This is a genomic window from Pseudomonas sp. MWU12-2037 (assembly GCF_023242345.1).
GTDB lineage: Bacteria > Pseudomonadota > Gammaproteobacteria > Pseudomonadales > Pseudomonadaceae > Aquipseudomonas > Aquipseudomonas gingeri_D.
In genome coordinates, this window is sequence record NZ_JALLIZ010000020.1 from 86,922 (window position 1) to 104,226 (window position 17,305).

Annotated in this window: 17 protein-coding genes and 1 tRNA gene; 13 read left to right on the forward strand and 5 right to left on the reverse strand. The window is 55.0% G+C overall.

Annotated elements, in window-relative coordinates:
* Window position 1: 1 nt before the first annotated feature.
* Together M5B42_RS26870 and pilB are read right to left on the reverse strand one after the other, a co-directional pair.
* Window positions 2–1,219, reverse strand: coding sequence for a type II secretion system F family protein (locus M5B42_RS26870; RefSeq protein WP_248747502.1), 1,218 nt, complete (start codon window positions 1,217–1,219; stop codon window positions 2–4).
* 3 nt (window positions 1,220–1,222) lie between these two features.
* Window positions 1,223–2,923, reverse strand: a complete 1,701-nt coding sequence (gene pilB / locus M5B42_RS26875; RefSeq protein WP_248747503.1) for a type IV-A pilus assembly ATPase PilB — start codon at window positions 2,921–2,923, stop codon at window positions 1,223–1,225.
* A 226-nt stretch (window positions 2,924–3,149) separates the two neighbouring features.
* On the opposite strand from pilB, the gene M5B42_RS26880 reads away from it, so the two are divergent.
* From M5B42_RS26880 to trfA, 8 genes are all read left to right on the forward strand, one after another.
* Complete coding sequence (locus tag M5B42_RS26880; RefSeq protein ID WP_248747504.1) at window positions 3,150–3,557, forward strand: prepilin-type N-terminal cleavage/methylation domain-containing protein; 408 nt, start codon at window positions 3,150–3,152, stop codon at window positions 3,555–3,557.
* 130 nt (window positions 3,558–3,687) lie between these two features.
* Window positions 3,688–5,334 (forward strand): tetratricopeptide repeat protein, encoded by a 1,647-nt coding sequence (locus tag M5B42_RS26885; protein ID WP_248747505.1) that lies wholly within the window; start codon window positions 3,688–3,690, stop codon window positions 5,332–5,334.
* Between the two features lie 41 nt (window positions 5,335–5,375).
* Entirely contained in the window at window positions 5,376–6,794 is a 1,419-nt protein-coding gene (locus M5B42_RS26890; protein ID WP_248747506.1) for an O-antigen ligase family protein, read from the forward strand.
* A 39-nt stretch (window positions 6,795–6,833) separates the two neighbouring features.
* A tRNA-Thr gene (locus M5B42_RS26895) sits at window positions 6,834–6,909 on the forward strand.
* A gap of 165 nt (window positions 6,910–7,074) precedes the next feature.
* Window positions 7,075–8,292: a tyrosine-type recombinase/integrase gene (locus M5B42_RS26900; protein WP_248747507.1), complete on the forward strand. Its 1,218-nt coding sequence runs from the start codon at window positions 7,075–7,077 to the stop codon at window positions 8,290–8,292.
* Entirely contained in the window at window positions 8,289–9,044 is a 756-nt protein-coding gene (locus tag M5B42_RS26905; protein ID WP_248747508.1) for a hypothetical protein, read from the forward strand. Before M5B42_RS26900 ends, M5B42_RS26905 begins: the two co-directional genes overlap by 4 nt.
* Window positions 9,045–9,153: 109 nt before the next feature.
* Window positions 9,154–9,357, forward strand: coding sequence for an AlpA family transcriptional regulator (locus M5B42_RS26910; RefSeq protein WP_248747509.1), 204 nt, complete (start codon window positions 9,154–9,156; stop codon window positions 9,355–9,357).
* Between the two features lie 2 nt (window positions 9,358–9,359).
* Entirely contained in the window at window positions 9,360–10,238 is an 879-nt protein-coding gene (gene trfA / locus M5B42_RS26915) for a plasmid replication initiator TrfA (RefSeq protein ID WP_248747510.1), read from the forward strand.
* 232 nt (window positions 10,239–10,470) lie between these two features.
* Here trfA and M5B42_RS26920 read toward each other — a convergent pair whose 3' ends face one another.
* Entirely contained in the window at window positions 10,471–11,400 is a 930-nt protein-coding gene (locus M5B42_RS26920) for a site-specific integrase (protein WP_248747511.1), read from the reverse strand.
* Window positions 11,393–11,635: a hypothetical protein gene (locus M5B42_RS26925; RefSeq protein WP_248747512.1), complete on the reverse strand. Its 243-nt coding sequence runs from the start codon at window positions 11,633–11,635 to the stop codon at window positions 11,393–11,395. The genes M5B42_RS26920 and M5B42_RS26925 overlap by 8 nt, the downstream gene beginning before the upstream one ends.
* Window positions 11,636–12,257: 622 nt before the next feature.
* Between M5B42_RS26925 and M5B42_RS26930 the strand changes: the two genes are divergently transcribed.
* The 5 genes from M5B42_RS26930 (at window position 12,258) to M5B42_RS26950 (ending at window position 16,389) form a co-directional block, all read left to right on the forward strand.
* Window positions 12,258–12,599: a hypothetical protein gene (locus tag M5B42_RS26930; RefSeq protein ID WP_248747513.1), complete on the forward strand. Its 342-nt coding sequence runs from the start codon at window positions 12,258–12,260 to the stop codon at window positions 12,597–12,599.
* Window positions 12,596–14,524, forward strand: coding sequence for a hypothetical protein (locus tag M5B42_RS26935; RefSeq protein ID WP_248747514.1), 1,929 nt, complete (start codon window positions 12,596–12,598; stop codon window positions 14,522–14,524). The genes M5B42_RS26930 and M5B42_RS26935 overlap by 4 nt, the downstream gene beginning before the upstream one ends.
* 581 nt (window positions 14,525–15,105) lie before the next feature.
* Window positions 15,106–15,276, forward strand: coding sequence for a hypothetical protein (locus M5B42_RS26940; protein ID WP_248747515.1), 171 nt, complete (start codon window positions 15,106–15,108; stop codon window positions 15,274–15,276).
* Window positions 15,263–15,478: a hypothetical protein gene (locus M5B42_RS26945; protein WP_248747516.1), complete on the forward strand. Its 216-nt coding sequence runs from the start codon at window positions 15,263–15,265 to the stop codon at window positions 15,476–15,478. The genes M5B42_RS26940 and M5B42_RS26945 overlap by 14 nt, the downstream gene beginning before the upstream one ends.
* Before the next feature lie 89 nt (window positions 15,479–15,567).
* Window positions 15,568–16,389: a hypothetical protein gene (locus tag M5B42_RS26950; RefSeq protein ID WP_248747517.1), complete on the forward strand. Its 822-nt coding sequence runs from the start codon at window positions 15,568–15,570 to the stop codon at window positions 16,387–16,389.
* A gap of 135 nt (window positions 16,390–16,524) precedes the next feature.
* Here the strand turns inward: M5B42_RS26950 and M5B42_RS26955 are convergent, their stop codons facing one another.
* Complete coding sequence (locus M5B42_RS26955) at window positions 16,525–16,968, reverse strand: hypothetical protein (RefSeq protein WP_248747518.1); 444 nt, start codon at window positions 16,966–16,968, stop codon at window positions 16,525–16,527.
* Between the last annotated feature and the right edge of the window lie 337 nt (window positions 16,969–17,305).

Below are 17,305 nucleotides of genomic sequence, written 5' to 3' on the forward strand. Positions count from 1 at the left end.
TTCAGACTACTGAGCCGAGTTTGAAGATAGGCAGGTACATGGCGATTACCAGACCGCCGACAATTATGCCGAGTACGGTCATGATGATGGGTTCCATCAGGCTGGTAAGGCTGTCGACCATATTGTCGACTTCGCCTTCGTAGTAGGTGGCGACTTTGTCGAGCATATCGTCCAGGGCGCCGGACTCTTCGCCGATTGCTGTCATCTGGATGGCCATGTTCGGAAACACACCGGTAGTCCGCATGGAGAAGTTCAGCTGCATGCCGGTGGAGACGTCCTGCTTTACGCGGTTGACCGCATTCCTGAAGACGACATTACCGGTGGCACCAGCCACGGAGTCAAGGGCTTCGACGAGCGGAACGCCGGCAGCGAAGGTAGTTGAGAGGGTTCGTGCGTAGCGAGCGACGGCGGATTTGTAGAGTATGCCGCCGACGATTGGCATTTTTAGCAGTGTCCTGTCCATCCAATTGCGAAAACGCTCAGATGTTCTATGCGCCCGTCTCAGGGAATAGACTGCCGCAACCAACGCCAGAATAATGATCCACCACCACTCTTGCACCACGTTGGAGAGTCCGATCACCATCAGGGTGAAGGCTGGAAGCTCTGCGCCAAAACCCTTGAAAATAGCCTGGAACTGCGGCACGACCTTGATCAGCAGGATCCCGGAGACAATGACCGCCACGAGTACGACGGCAATCGGGTAGTTCATTGCTTTTTTGATCTTGGCTTTCAGGGCTTCGGTCTTTTCTTTGTAGGTGGCTACCCGTTCGAGCAGGTTTTCCAGGGCGCCAGCTTGTTCACCCGCGTCAACCAGATTGCAATATAAATCGTCGAAGTATTCCGGCTTCTTACGCAAGGATGTTGCGAAGCTGTTACCGGCCGCAACTTCCTGCTTGATGTCGTCCACCAGCTTGCGCATATTCGGGTTTTCGAAGCCCTCGCCGATGATATCGAAGGACTGCAGCAGCGGCACACCGGCCTTCATCATCGTTGCCATTTGGCGGGTGAACAGAGCGATATCCAGAGGCTTGATACGTTTGCCTTTGCTGAAGATAGAGTTGCTTTTTTTCCGCACTCTGCCCGGGTTGACCCCTTGTTTACGTAGCTGTGCCTTGATCAGCGCCGGGTTGTGGCCGGTGAGCTCGCCGGACATTTTATTACCTTTCTTATCCGTCCCTTCCCAGGCATAAACGCTGACTTTGACTGCTTTGGTCGCCATGGTTTAGTCCTTGGTCACGCGGTTGACTTCTTCCAGGCTGGTCAGCCCTTGCATGGCTTTTTGCAGGCCCGAGGTGCGCAGGTCATTGAAGCCGTCCTTGCGCATCTGGGTGGCGATCTCGATGGAGTTGCCTTCGGCCATGATCAGTCGTTGCAGGTCCGGGGTGTTCTTGACCACTTCGTAGATCCCGATCCTGCCTTTGTAGCCCCCGTTGCATTGCTCGCAGCCGACGGGCTCGTAGATCTTGAAGGTGCCGATTTTATCCGCAGGAAAGCCTTCCTTGATCAGGGCTTCCTCGGGGATATCGATTTCCTTCTTGCAGTGGCTGCACAGCTTGCGCGCCAGCCGCTGGGCGATGATCAGGTTTATCGAGGTGGCAATGTTGAAACCGGGAATGCCCATGTTGTGCAGGCGGGTCAGGGTTTCGGCCGCGCTGTTGGTGTGCAGGGTGGACAGCACCATGTGGCCGGTCTGGGCGGCCTTGATGGCGATCTCGGCGGTTTCCAGGTCGCGGATCTCGCCGACCATGATCACGTCCGGGTCCTGGCGCAGGAACGAGCGTAGCGCCTGGGCAAAGTCCAACCCTTGTTTCGGGTTGACGTTGACCTGGTTGATGCCTTCCATATTGATTTCCACCGGGTCTTCGGCGGTGGAGATATTGATGTCCACGGTGTTGAGGATATTCAGGCCGGTGTAGAGCGAAACGGTTTTACCCGAACCGGTGGGGCCGGTGACCAGGATCATGCCCTGCGGTTGTTTCAGGGCTGCCATATAGAGTGCTTTCTGATCCGGCTCGTAGCCGAGTGCATCAATCCCCATCTGGGCGCTGGATGGGTCGAGGATCCGCATCACGATCTTTTCGCCCCACAGCGTCGGCAGGGTGTTGACCCGGAAGTCGATGGCCTTGGTCTTCGAGATACGCATCTTGATGCGCCCATCCTGGGGCTTGCGGCGCTCCGAGATATCCATGCTGGCCATGACTTTCAGGCGTGCGGCGATACGGCTGGCGAGATGGATCGGCGGTTTGGCCACTTCGCGCAGGATGCCGTCGGTACGCAGGCGAACGCGGTAGACCTTTTCATAGGGTTCGAAGTGCAAGTCTGAGGAGCCGCCTTTGATAGCGTCTAGCAACATTTTGTTGACGAAGCGTACCACTGGGGCATCGTCGGCATCCTGGCCAGCGATCTGTTCGTGCTTCTTGTCATCAACCGACTCTATATCCAGGCCTTCGAGGTCGACATCTGCCATGTCCTCAAGGCCACTGGTGTGGCTGTCGAAGAACTTGTCGATGGCATCGGCAAGCTTGTCGTCTTCGACAAGGATAGCTTCGGTGGTGAGCCCTGTGCTGAACTGGATATCGGTAATTGCTTGGTGATTGCTGGGGTCGGATATCCCGACAAACAATTTATTCCCACGCCGCCAGAGTGGCAGGACATGGTGCTGACGGATCAGCTTTTCGCTGACAAGGCCTTTAGGCTGACTCTCCTTGTCAAGACAGCTCAGGTCGAGCAAGGCGACCCCGAAATGCTCTGAGGCGATTTCTGCTACTTGGCGGCTCTTTACCAGTTTGTTCTGGACTAGGTAGCTGACTAGGGACACCCGATTGCGCTGAGCCTGTTGATACGCCTGCTGAGCGTTCTTGTCGGTAATCAGCTCGGCGGCAACCAGTTGCTTGGCCAGACCGGAAAGGGCGATATCGTTCATTTGAGCACCAAACGCAAACAGTCGGAGTCTTATAGCGTAGTCGGGCGATGGTGCCAAATCGGAGGTAGGTGGGTGACAAAAAATGTCAGGTTTTGTTGTTCTGAAGCAGCGCTCTTGGCGTGGCAGGGCATTTTGGCAGGTGCTGAGCTGTACTGAGCGGTATGGCACGGGCTGTGCTAATCGTTATCGGAGTCATAACGCCTTTGCTCACGTTTGGAGACGAAATATGAATGCTCAAAAGGGTTTCACCTTGATCGAACTGATGATCGTTGTCGCGATCATCGGCATTTTGGCAGCTATTGCGTTGCCGGCTTATAACACCTATACGCAGCGAGCACGTTTCGCTGAAGTGCTTTCGATTGCTGATGGCTACAAGACGGCTGTGGCACTTTGCATCACGGATTCCGGGGGCACCAACTTCAGTGGTTGTAATGCGGGCTCCAGCGGTATCCCCGCTGCTGCTCCAGCTACGACTAACCTTGCAGCAGGTATGACTGTATCGAGCGGCGTGATCAGCATGGCCGGTACTGCAGCGGCGGGCAGTTATACACTAACTCTTACACCTAACCTTATTAATGGCGGTATTCAGTGGATCACTGGCGGTACCTGTTTGACCAATAATGCGTGTAAGTAACGCGTGCGCTGAAATGGCATTTTGAGTTGTTGAGAAATGAAACCGGCATCTCCTTCTCTGAGAAGGAGGGGCTGGTTTTGTACAACTAAGAAACTTGCTTTATTTTGAAGTTATTAATAAAGAGAGCTCTATGGTTTCGCGTCGCTCGGGGTTTTTATTTTTTACCGTGCTCTCTGCCGGCCTGCTATTAGTACTTTCATTCTCGTTTTTGAATAGTGCTCTCATTTTTGACGATGAGCCTTTCTTTCGGGCTGACGGTCCATTGTCGGTCATCGCTAAAGGTTTTCTCTGGACTCCGCGTTGGTGGGTGGACTACTCCATGGCCGCCAGCTTCGTCTATATCAGCGATAAAATTATTTCCCTCAGACTGGAGAATCTATTTATCCATGGCTTGGCGAGCCTTGCCCTGTTCGGACTGATCCGCCAGCTTCTGAATACTCTGGAACGTAGCGGGATTTTTTCCCTAAAAACAGATACCGCTGCCTTTTTTGCTACATTTATATTCGCGATCCACCCGCTGGCTATCATGACTCAGGGTTACTTGATTCAGCGCACCACTGTTTGTGCCACGCTGTTTGGCTTACTGGGTTTATGGGCGTTTTGGCAGGGGTTGTGCGGTAAGCGTTGGGCACTTTGGATTTCCTGTGTGTGCATCCTTTTATCTATGTATGCCAAAGAGCATGCAGTGATGCTGCCAGTATTGTGCTTTCTGTTATGGGTATTGCATCATCGGAGTCGCTTGCCGTCGACTCTCGGCGCACGTGAAATTTTTTCTGCGCTAGCTGTTCAGGCAATTGTCTCGATCTCTGTCGTACTGTGGCTTAAAGGAGTGATAGGTCAGAATTATGAAATGAATAGTGAAGAGCTCCTTCGTGATGAACTATTCAAGCCTCAGGGCTCTTTTTACCTGTTGAGCCTGTTCAATCAGATGGGGTTGTTCTTCAAGTACCTTTCAATATTGATTTTGCCCCAGAGCAGCGCGATGGGACTCGATCTGAGAGTGCCCTTCCCATTAAGTTATGGGGTGTGGTGGCTCTGGGTGGGGCTTGTAGGATTTGTGGCTTATGGTGCTGCGGCTTTTCTATTGTTGATTCGCGGTGGTAGCAGAGGGCTTTTCGGATTCTCATTATTGTTCCCGTGGGTGCTCTTTGCCACGGAGCTGGCCTCAGTGCGCCTGCAGGAACCTTTTGTCCTATATCGCAGCTATCTGTGGGTGCCGGGGATGTTTATTGCCCTGGCAATGGGGGTTCGTCGGCTCAAACGTTTCTATCTCGCTACGCTACTACCTGTCTTTGCGCTGTATCTATCCGGGCTTTCTTATGATCGGTTGATGGCTATATCCTCGCCTTATTTTGTCTGGGACGATGCCGCCCGCTATCTGGAGGCTCAGGGCGATACCCCAGGGCTGTACGGTGGTTATAGAATTTATTACAATCTTGGTAATGCTTTTTTTGAAGCCGGGTTTATCGAGCAGGCGTTGAAAGAATATGACAAGTCAATTTCCTTGAAACCTAGCTATTCATATGCTTACCATCAAAGAGGTAGAGCTTTTTTTGAGTTGAAAGAGTTCGAAAAAGCTAGGCTGGATTTTGAACAGGCTATCCGGTTGAAGCCCGGTTACGCCAAGCCATACGTGGGGATGGCTGAGACCTTGAAAGCGTTGGGGAGACCGGAGGATGCCCAGCGAACCCTAGAGCTTGGATGCAGCAGAGGGGCTCAGCAGGTCTGTGACAGAGCGCACCCCAAGCCACCGTTGATGTTGGCGCCGAAAGCCTGAACCCTCTGTAAACTACCTGAAATGGACATTCCGAGGTGGTAATGGACGCTGCCTGGACTGGGCGAACAAGGACTTGGCTGGTACTCACGCTGCTGATCGCCGCGGTGATGGTCCTTGGGCACGGTCTGGGCGGGCATACGCTTCAGCGTTTAGGACAACTCGTCATCGCCGGTTCGGCAGTGGTTCTCCTTCTTTTCTGCCGAACACCCTATGCCTCCAGTCTTGTCAAGCGGCCCGCGCTCCTGGCCTGCGGGCTGGTCTTGCTGGCCGGCATCGTCTCTTCCCTCTCCGCACATCAACCACTCTGGGCGCTTACAGAGGTCGCCTTGATCGTCGCCTCTTGTTGTTGTGCTGAAGCCTTTGCCCGCACACGTCGATTAAATGGGGCATCGTTTGATCGGCTGCTGATGCTGTTTATTGTTTTTATCTGTGCCTTCAAGAGCTTTGATTTCCTGACATTGGCATTCCATTGGCTTTTCTCGGGTATACGGATGCTGGATCCCGACGAATTTCTGAGTGGTTTCTCCAACAAACGTTTCTACGGCCAGTTCCAGACCTTCACCCTGCCGCTTCTGGCTTTCCCTCTTCTGCTGCCTGCCACCAAAGGCTCCACCCGGATCTGGAGCTTCTCGCTCTTGAGTCTCTGGTGGCTGATCGCTGTAACCGGCGGCACTCGCGGTACCTGGCTTGGCTTGGGTGTAGCCGCTGGTGTGCTGTTCTTCTGCGGTCACATCGGCGGGCGTTGGATCGCCTGGCAACTATCTGCGGTTATAGTCGGGGGCATACTTTACTGGCTCTTGTTCAGCGTCCTCACCGGCTACCTCGACATGGAGGTGAGCAATGTTGTCAGCGATCGTCTGACCACCTCGCTTTCCGGCCGAGGCCCACTCTGGCAACAGGCTTGGGACATGATCCGCGAACGCCCCTGGCTCGGCTTTGGCCCCATGCACTTTGCGGATATCCACAATCCCATCGCGGCCCATCCGCATCAAGCGATCCTGCAATGGGCCAGTGAATGGGGGATTCCTTCCACCTTGCTGGTGATGGGGTTGGTCGGGCGCGGCCTGTGGGCGACCTTGCGCCTGATTCGCGAGCGCTCGACTTCCCATGAGTCGACCGATCTGCTGCGCCTGTGCCTGTTCGCCAGCCTGATCGGCGCCCTGACCCAATCCATGGTCGACGGTGTGATCGTGATGCCGTACTCCCAGCTCTGGTTGTCGCTGGTGGTTGGTTGGCTGATAGGGCTGCATGTCTGGAGGCGTGAGCCGGCCAAACCCAATGCTTTTATCCATTGGTCCTGGATGGGCATCAGCAGCGCCGCCGTGTTGCTCCTGGCCTATGTGGCAATCCGCGATGTTCCTCACCAGGACGAGCGCAACAACCTCTACCAGCAGCAATACGGCGGTCATTACCAACCGCGCTTCTGGATTCAGGGCGTGATTGCGATCAAGCCCGAGTAGCTTGCCCGCCGGGGCATCGGATGCTAGCTTTAGCGCCACGCCGGTGTAGCTCAGTCGGTAGAGCAGCGCACTCGTAACGCGAAGGTCGTAGGTTCGATTCCTATCTCCGGCACCACTTAATAGATTCATGCAGTGCCAAGCCGTGTCATGAATTCCCAGAAGGCCCGCCTAGTGCGGGCTTCTTGTTTTATGCGGTGCCATCCGGTTCCACCCAAGCGCTTGTCTTCTGAGTGCCTATCCGAGTACCTTTAGGTTGTTCAATAATCTATAGGTACTCAACATGCCTTTGACGGCTCTTCAGGTGAAGAATGCTGCACCACGCGAGAGGGACTATGGCCTCGCCGATGGCAGTGGCCTATTCCTCTGGATTCGCGCAGTAGGCGGCAAGTCCTGGCGTTTCCGATTCCGCCTGGATGGCAAGCAGTCGCATATTTCCCTTGGCACCATCGACAAGGTAACCCTCGCACAGGCGCGGCAGCTTGCTTCTGAAGCTCGCCAGTTTGTGGCGCAGGGGCGGCATCCTGGGCTTGAGAGAAAGGTCGCTCGGGCCCAGGCGGCTATCTCTCGCGCTAATACGTTCAAGAGCCTAGCGCTGGAGTGGCATCAACATAAGTCGCCACGCTGGTCGGTAGGTTATTCCGGTGACGTTATGGAAGCTTTCGAGCTGGACATCTTTCCCCAAGTGGGACGTTTCCCGTTAACCGACCTCAAGCCCATGCAGTGGTTACAGGTATTTCGCCGTATCGAGTCGCGAGGTGCTTTGGAGAAGCTGCGCAAGGTTCGGCAACGCTGCCAAGAGGTCTACCGTTTCGCGATTGCCACTGGTCGTGCTGAGTACAACCCAATCGCAGACATCGGAGGGGCGCTTCAGACCCCTACCTCCCGACACTATCCTTTCTTGCCTATTGCAGAAATCCCGGAGCTCATACGCAGTATTCAGGCGTGTCCGGGGCATGACGTAGTTAAGATCGCCACCCGCCTGCTGATTCTGACGGGGGTGCGTACGGCTGAGCTGAGGGGGGCTCCTTGGTCGGAGTTTGACCTCGATAAGGCGCTCTGGCTGGTTCCTGCTGCGCGTATGAAGATGCGCCGCGCTCATCTAGTCCCGCTCTCCAAGCAGGCGGTGGCTGCACTGCGTGAGTTGGAAAGTATTACTGGTGGTTACACTCTCGCGCTCCCTGGTCGTAACGATCCGGCAAAGCCCATGAGCGAGGCCGCCATCAACCAGCTGTTGAAGCGCTCCGGCTACGACGGTCGTGCCACAGGTCATGGATTCCGTCACACGATGTCCACCGCTCTGCATGAGCAGGGGTACCGCAGTGAGTGGGTCGAAACCCAATTGGCGCATGTGGACAAGAACAGCATTCGCGGCACCTACAACCATGCCCAGTATCTGGAGGGCCGTCGCGAGATGCTTCAGTGGTATGCCGACCATTTAGATGTTTTGTCATGCAGTAGTGTCGTAGCTTCTACCGCAGGCGAGGAGAACGCCGTATGAGTGATGTTATGCGATTACCGGACTTGGTGTCTGGGTGTGCTCGTTACTATAAAGTTGATACTCAAGATGCTGCACACGCTCTACATGAGCTGATTAAGGAGTTGTGTCTAGAGTACAGCGTGCGCCAAGGAAAAGTTGCGCTGCCTGGTCACATATTCTGGGTTGGAAGGGTGGGCTCTTCACAACGCTCAATTCGAAGTTATAAACTGTTTTTTGATGGGCTCATAAAATACTTGGATTGTTCATGTGATCCCCTGTCCGGGGTTGATAAAGACCTTATCCCTTCGTACTGTGAGAGTGACAGTTCTGCTAAAGATATTCCTGCGGGTTTAATATATTTGTCTAAGAGTGCTTTGGCTAAATGGGCTTTGGATGCAGGGGTTGAACCTCCAGACTATATATTGAACGTTAATGCAGGTGAGAGCGCTAAGGGGGGTGAGGGCGGTCAGGGTTTTCAAGAAAAAGAGTTGGGAACTATTAATAAGATAATTAATGGTTTGGTTGATTTGATTAAGGAGGTTGATAAGGCCCATTCTGGCCGGTTACTCGGTAGCGCTGACAAAATGCGCGCAGAGGCTATTAAGCGTGCTGCCTCCAGGCTCAACAATCCTCCGCGTAAGAATTTCGATTTATATTCTGCCGTCATATCTCTCGCAGAGGATGCCGGAGTCGACATGCCTAAAGATCATAAAACACTGAGAAAATACATGCGTGCCCCGTCCAAATCCGATAGTGGGCATGAAGTCACATAACCAAAAAACTTGGGATTTTCCCCGAGAATTTGGGAGTTCCCATGACTCCTCGCTTGAGGTGCCATTAAATCCCTAGCCATCCAGTCCGGTTCCAAGGAGACCCGTCCAGATGGCTAGTCAATTTGTTTCACCTCTACTGCTTCGCCTTCCTAATGTCTGTGCCCTCGTTGGGCTGAGCAAATCTCAGATATATCGCCTGATTCGGGCGGGCGAGTTCCCTGCTGGGATTTCACTTGGGGCGAATTCTGTGGCATGGCCTGCCGAGCAAGTGCATGCCTGGGTTGCAGAAAAAATAAGTGCATCCGTTCGTTAACGATGTCTGTAATTACGCCAATTCCTAGCCGTACCCTTGCCCGGCTAGAAGAGAACAGAAAGCGCTCTCGCGCGAAGCTGCAAGACGCGGAGATCGAACAGGTTCGTGGCCTATTGCCGAACTGGTCTGACTCGGTTCGGCGTGTGCCGAACGTTGCTCTTCGCTCAGCGCTATTTGGTGCAATCAGCAAGGGGCACCGTCCATACCTTGAGCGAGTGGAGATTAACGCTCTGGGTGGAATCAGCATACTTTACACGGGTGCCTTGCTTGATCAGGGGGATTTGGACGTGTGGGAAACCGTGCTGCACTTGGCGCGGATGCAGGAGCTAGGTTCGGAGTGCAGGGTAACCGCCTATCGACTCCTGAAAGATCTCGGTAGAACCGATACAGGAAAGAATCGAACGATCTTAGATAGGCATCTAAGCAGAATGAAGGCGACCGCCTTGCAGGTTCGAGTGGGCGAGCATTCATACGAGGGGAGTTTGATTCACGAGGTCTACCGCGACCATGACTCACGGAGTTATGTCATTCGATTGAATCCTAAGCTCCGGGTGCTGTTCCTTGATGACCAGTTCACTGATGTGGATTGGTCTGTTCGTCAAACGCTGCATGGGAGACCGCTTGCGCAGTGGCTACATGGTTTCTATGTGACTCATGCACGACCCTATAATCTGAGGGTCGAAACTCTGCATCGACTGTGTGGAAGCCGAGCTAGCTCTTTAGTTGATTTCAAAAAGGATTTGCGCCGATCGTTAGATACTGTGGAAAGAGCCTGCAATGCAGCAGGACAACCATTTAGTTACCTGATAGAGGGGAACCTGGTGCGAGTCAAAACTACTCCCAGCCCCTCGCAGCGGCGACACTTAGCCAATAAACGCTGATACCGTTCCAGCCCACCTGTGATACCGTTCTAGCACCCCCGGTTACCGTTCCTGCACTCCGACGATGCCGTTCTGGCACCCCTGTAGATACCGTTCCAGCACTCCTGGTACGCGACATTGATATCGGTCTCTAGCCCAGGACGAATCGGCTGTGCACAGATTTTCGCCGGAGGCACTAATCTGTTTTTAATCATTTTTAATCTTTATCTTTTCGGCGAAGGTCTAGCGACTGTCATCGTAGATAGACCTCGGTAATTTCTGGACGAAAGTGGCCCAACTCCTGAGAGACGACGCGCTTTGCTTCTTCACGGGTGAGATGGCATTGCATCGTGCTAAGGCGTTCCTGGGCGTAACTGTGACGGAGCCCGTGGGCTCCGTTGGACCAGCCAAGCGCTGCTTTTGAAGCCGCACCGAATGATTTGCTCCAGGGCTGACCGCCGCCAAGTTCGTAGAACTGCTGGTATCGGACACCTCGATCCGTAACGCTACGAGCCTCTGGTAGACGTGTCGCTTCCAGGCGCCTAGCCAGGTTGATCGGAATACGTACCTCGCGGGTAAGACCACCTTTACCGTGAACGGTGTAGGCAATGGAGTTTTCCCGGATGCCGGAAAACTTCAAAGCATGCGCAGGTCGAACATCTGGGGCTTTGTGGTGGATACGGCGCAGCGTTAGTAACTCATGGGCACGCAGGCCTGATGCATGGGAAATCTCGGTTGCTAGGGCGTTGTGTGGCGACTGGCGAGCGGCGATGAGAGTCACTTGCTCACGGGTGTATGACCTCGATTGCTCGGCCAATCGTCGACCTAATGTTGGCTGACCGGCCTTTCCTTTTCGGGCTGCCGGTGCGGTGCTTTTGATGACAACCAGAGTTTGACTTGGTGGGAGCTGATGAGTGACGTGTTGCATCATCGCTTGCAGGGCTTGCCGCTCCATATCCAGAGTTTTTTGGCCAACAACTTCGGCACGTTGTCGTAGATATTCGAGGGCACGAGTCGGAGTCATATCACGAAGGCTGCCCAGGCGGTGCTCTTGGAGATGGACAGTGATTTGCTTTAAGCGTTGTTCATAGTTCCGTACGGTGCTGACCGATTTGATGTGGCTGCCTTGCAGCTGCTTCATCACGGACGCTGCTTGCTTCGCCGGTTTGGCGAACTTAGCCATGCTGGCGGTTCCGATGTAGCCAGCGGTTCACAGTCGAGCGTTCGACTGTAATGCCTTTCTCGGCTATCCAGCGCTGCAACTCGCTGCCATTGCAACCTACTGCATCAAGCTGCAACAGCTCGTGTTTGTAGTTATCAAGTAATGAGCGCCGCTGGGCATAAGTTCGGGGTTTTCTCCGAATCCTAGACTCGGATTTGAGGCGCGCAGCAATGGTCTCCGCATCGAATTCGCTCATGGGACGCTCTCTGGATGTGTAAGAACTTCTGACCATTGCCGGTTCAGCGACACACCATCCGAGGATGGTTCGTTGTGTGCCTGTTCGCCCCCCTTTGCACTGATGTGCAGGCGGGGACTGTTCACGCCTATTCGGAGTCTCCGAGCGGGTTCCTGATTAACCGTTCAGGTGCGGTTGCCATTGTTGGTCTGGCTGATCTGGTTAGGTTGTCGTTTCTCCTCTGTTGGTCTTTGATGTTCCCGATAAATCGGTCGGGGCCAAGCCGGTTACGCGAGCGATGACGCGGCGCGTAATCGATAAAGCCCTGCCTGCGATGACGCAGAACAGGAGCCCTCTGCCATTGCCTATCCCCATGAACAACACGGGCACGAGCGGCCGGGCAGGGCGGTTTTGAGCCTGGTCAGCTTACGAGAGCCTAGGGGGAGGACGCAATCGTTTAGGGTTGCGTTATGTCTGTTGCGCTAAATCATAGATATCCAGTAAGCCCGCTATGTAAAGCGCCGATTAGGCGCGTTACATAGCGGGCTTACGCGCAACATAGAAAGTGCATCGGGTTCGGTGGTGACACAGTGGCTTCGCCATTACGCTGGTTGCAGTCAACATGGATGAGGGGATATGGCGAATGATGACCAGCAAGAAAATTTCGCGAATTTTGGATGCAGCACATCAGCGTATGCCAGCAATCACGAAACGAGTTGGTTGGGCCGGAATTGCGCTCGGCCCTCTGCTCGGGCTGCTCCACATTGCCGCCATGCTGCTCATGCCCGGCGTATACGGGCGCCGAGCACTGGAGCAATACGATGCCGTTCAGCGAACCGGCGATCTACTGACTGCGCCGCTGGCCCAGTATCTGATCCTGCTCGGTTTCACCCTATGTTTGCTGTGGGTCGGCATGTGGGGGCTGCGCCTGCTCCTCACACTGCGCCGGCGGCTGGGTAGTCGCTGGCCGGAATGTTCGGTATGAGCGTCGCGGCAACCCCGGAGGGCTACGCAGGGTTCGGTTGGATATTTGCTCTGTGGGATGACGTGGGCATGACCATGCTCGCCGCAACTCAACCCATTTTTACTGCATTTAACAGCAGCAGCGTTGGACTGAGCGGAGCAGTCGGATTTGCCTGGCTCATAATGACTGTGCTGCGAGCATATGATGGGTTGGCTCGTAGTTTGGCGAGCGGTGCGGTCATTTTCTTTTTCGTGCTTTACGGGATGAGGCCGGCGACCGTGCAACTGCCCAGTGGGACCTCGGTTAATTTGGTGGAGATTCAGGCAACGCCCCTGAAATTGGCAATGGCAGTGCATCGTATCTATCGATCGGCGCTGGATGGGGTGCTCAGCGAGCACACTATTGCCGGATCGATTATCCCGGCTCAGGCGGCAGTCGATGACATCGTGGCCCGGGGCGCGCAGTTGTACCAGGGCACCGATCTGGCCCGACTGATCCAGGATTACAATGCCAGTTGTGCACCAGGTCGTGCGGAATTGGCGGGACCTGAGCATGCAGCGAAAGTTGAGTCCTTGCATGCGGTTGGCCTCTTGGGCGGCGGCGGGCTTGGCATTCCAGATGAGCAAATCGGACTGTTAGCCCAAATAAAGGCGGCAGGTGACGGTTTAGGAAAATACCTAAATGGCTCTGCTGAGGAGAATGGTGGGTGGCTTAACTATCTCCTGGGCGGCGGCGCTGCTCGAACCGGGCTTAACCAAGCCGTAGACATTGGTTCGATCCGATCACGCCGTGAGGCAGGAATGGCAGCTCTGGAGACTTCCGGGCCGTTTCAGGGCGGCCGTTATGCACTACCTACCCAAGCGCACTGGCAGGCTCTGTTCACCGGAAAATCAGATGCAACTCCAAGTTATCTGCCGATTACGATGATCCCTGGCCAGAAGTCGGAGGTTGTGGGGGGGGATAACACTGCAATCATGTTTCAGCCTAGCAGTTGCGTGGAGGCCTACAAAATAGCCCAGTTGGGCGCTGAACAGGCCTACCAGGCTCTAAAAGAGGCAGGCGGAACAATTGCCGGCGGTCAACGTGTTAGTGCCGAAGTGGGGGCCGTGAGCACTGCGACGGCATGGCAACGCTTTATGACGCGCTCATTGCAAAGCACTACCGGCCTTTCGAAAGAGAGCTCTGAGATTGGGGCGGGCGTTCTAGCCAGTGTTCAAATGTTCAAGGACATGTCTGGTTGGCTTGATCTGCAAACCCTGCTGCCGGGATACGTGATGTTGTCGGCCTGGTTGTTCTGGCTCGTGCTGCTTGCTGCGCCGGTGGCGTTGCTGCTTACCCCATTACGGGGGGCGCGGGTTCTGATGAGCTGGGCATCACTCCTGTTTTTCCCTGTTATTGCAATGCTTTTTGCGCATGCCCTAATCGTGGCTGTCTCGCTCGTAATGGCCTCCGTCGCTATTGGTCAGGCGGCTGCCGCGAGTGGTTGGACAGGTTCTGGTGCTGGGTTCGACGCGATACGCGGATTTATGGGCGCGATTGCGGCGATCCTGCTCGCTATCACGACCTGGATTGCATCTAGTCTGACCGGTGTTTCTCTGGGTGGCTTGGCGGGCAGTCTGACTGGCGCGATGGCTACAGCTAGTGGTGTCGGTGGATTCGCAGCACGTGCTGTGGGAACTGTTATGGCGATTAGCCGACTGGGCGCGATGAGGGGGGGAGCAGTTGGACGGGGAGGGGGTGGTTCTGGTGTCGGTGGTAGTACGATTCCGCCGCGTCCCGTCTCCCCGAGCCTTGCTGGCAGCGGTTCGCTTCCGCCAGTTCGGCCTGCGCCAAATCCCGGCGCGTCTGACAGCGTGGCGAAGATGTATTGGCCTACAACACCCAATCCGAGCGGGCGTGGCGAGGTCCGGCGTTCACGACTGGTCCCACCGCCACCGCCACGTTGAGATCTTTTCGGGCAGAAGACTCGCCGTTCAAGTGAGTTGGTGATGCACTAGGTTGGGCACACCATAGTACAGGCCCATCTATATGTTTGACCTGAGCAATAGGAATGGGCGCGTGATGCTGGGTACCGGTCTTACTGGCATCGTCAGCATCACCAGCCACCTCTGCTGGGTGGCCCACTGCCCTCACCTCATTATAACGGCTCATTTCCCATTCTCACCACTGGCGGCTCACTGCTGCTTACCTGGCTTCCTCCTCCGATCTCCCCAATAAGCCACCTAGTTATACCGAGCATTCACTACACCCCCAACCACGGGGGCACAGCGGACAATAATCGAGTCACTCTCATGCCCCTGAGAAACCCCACTGAACCAGCGGCGCGTCACTCAAATACCCCTGAGAGATAACAGCGGACCGCATTTGTGCCACCCAAATCCACTAAGGGAGTCACCGTCGTTCTCAGCGATGCCGCTGAAGTTTCGCCACTTCCAAGTTCAGGAATTGGCGATTTTTCGTGGCGCCTCGATGACACGTCCCGACCCACGGTTAACGTTTGCCTCTCGAACAAAATCTGAGGCGTGAGATGAAGCGGCTGTTGATGACGGTTTTCTTCGGTGGACTGGGGGTCTGGATCGGTTCAAATCGCTGGTTGCCGCTGCGGTGCATCGTCGCGCTGGCTGCGCTGGGCGCCGTTTTGTGGGGGTTGGGGGAGTGGCTGGAGCATCGCGGAGGATCGGACGATGATTCACGCTGACCTGGATGAGTTGATACTCGTCAGTTGCCTCTGTCCAGAGCTGGTCTGGTCGGCCTCCTCGACGCGGCCTGTGATCGTCGCGACGGATGGAGCGGTGCTGCGGCTGTACTGGATGCCAGTACCGCTGCGACTGGATCCGTTTCGCGCTGAATTGTTCGTTGGCGAGCTCAATGGCAAACAAATGGCAATGATGGCAAAATGACTTCTTTGTTTTGGCGTGCCGCTTTGGGCTATTGCTCCCCCTCACAGGACGCTAGGAAACAGGCGTCATAAATAGCAAAAAAGGATGTTATGCGTACTTTATTCAGGCTAGTGGCAACTGTTGTTTCCGGTTCACTCCTTGCTGCCTGTGGTGGTGAGGATTTTACTGGGGCTTACCGATTTAAAGACTCAACTATGAAGGGGGCCATGGTTCTCAATGTTCATAGTGATGAAGCGGAGCTCTTTGGGGATTTTGAGAAAGACGGCATCAAACCTCTGGGTAAAATGAAGGTTTCGGTAAAAGATAAGAAACTTCTTCTTGATGCCGTGAACGGCTCTACACGTCTGGTAATGAGGCGTAACGTCGATGAGCGAAGCCTTGACTGCCTTAATTGCAAGGTACTCGGCATGGAGACGGACGAGCATGTTTGGAAATATGACCCTAAAGGGCCGTATGACGTAGATCAGATGCTTAAGGAGCAAGCCCGCAAGAACGAGGAAGCGCGGAATGCCGAACGGGAAAAAATGCAGCAGAAAGCCCTGGAGCAAGGTCTACGTAATTTAGAAGCCCCGAAGCTGACGCCTTATGAGGGCGATTGGGTCTTTCAACGTACTACGAAACAAGACCCTTTGACCATAATGACCATCTGGCGCGAGAAACAGATCAGGGTCTGGTCGTTCAAGTTCGAGAATATGGATGATCGTCTGGGGTATGAGGTTCCAGGGTTCAATGTAACGGACGCCGGCTTGAAGATCGGCGATGGTTCTAAAACTCACCTGTACACTCTCAGTACCGATAAACAGATACTGATCTGCATGGACTGTAAGGGGCCGGAGCGTTGGGCCAAGGCTGATCCTAAGAAGAATCTCAGTGACCGTCATTACGCCCGTCAGATGGCTGGTAATCCGTGACACCCAGCCCCGCCCCTGGCGGGGCTTTAGGAGGGGCAGGTATGGCTTACAGCCTAATCCGCTTCACCTCACCCAGGCTGATCTCGTGCCCGATCTGATCGGCCTGGCCTGAGTCGACGACCAGCGACCGTTTAACTAACTGGCCGACACCCTCTCGCTCGCAAGCTCGGCGCGTATGTGCGCGAGATTGATCGCCCGGCACAGATCTATAGCCCTTGCCTCTACACTGGTCACATCGAGAGCTGACACGCCCGGGAGTTTGTCGCCGTCGATCCACTCCTCCTCGTCCTCGATCGTCGTGTAGCGTTCCATGTAGTCCGCGATATCGCTGACGTCCGCCTGGAAGGTCTTGGCATGGGCCAGCGCTTCGGCGTAGTGAATGAGGTTCCAGCCACACCGTTCATCAAAGCCAGCCACGCGCACGGCCAGTGGGTCGGCGATGGTCAACTGCGGGGCGTGATCGAGGATCAGCTTGCGCATCCATTCGGCCGGTTTCAGCTCTGCCTTGCTGGCTGCGGAGTTGATGCGGCGGGTTTCAAGTGCGTTAAAACGTAGCGTGGGCTTGTATTCCGTTGACATGAGCCAGTCCTTTCAGAAAATTGCCGGCGGATGCCGGCATCAATTGAGTTAGCATGCCGGCATTTGCCGGCAATGTCAACGTATGCCAGTTCTGGTCCCCTGGCGGCCCGGACGGCGACGAGAACCTCTTAATCGGCTTCGGTAGGGTGACGAAGGCGCCCCCGAAGCTTCGCACGGTAGCTTGGGCGCAGCGGCTGCGGCCGTAGTGGTCCATTCGCCACGGCCGCTTCCGACCGAGGCTGTGTAAAAACGTTTTTCAGCGCGATTGGAGCCCAGTGCTGGACTGAAAATCGCGTTTCTACGCAAAATCCAGATCAGCTGAGCAGCCGATAATCTT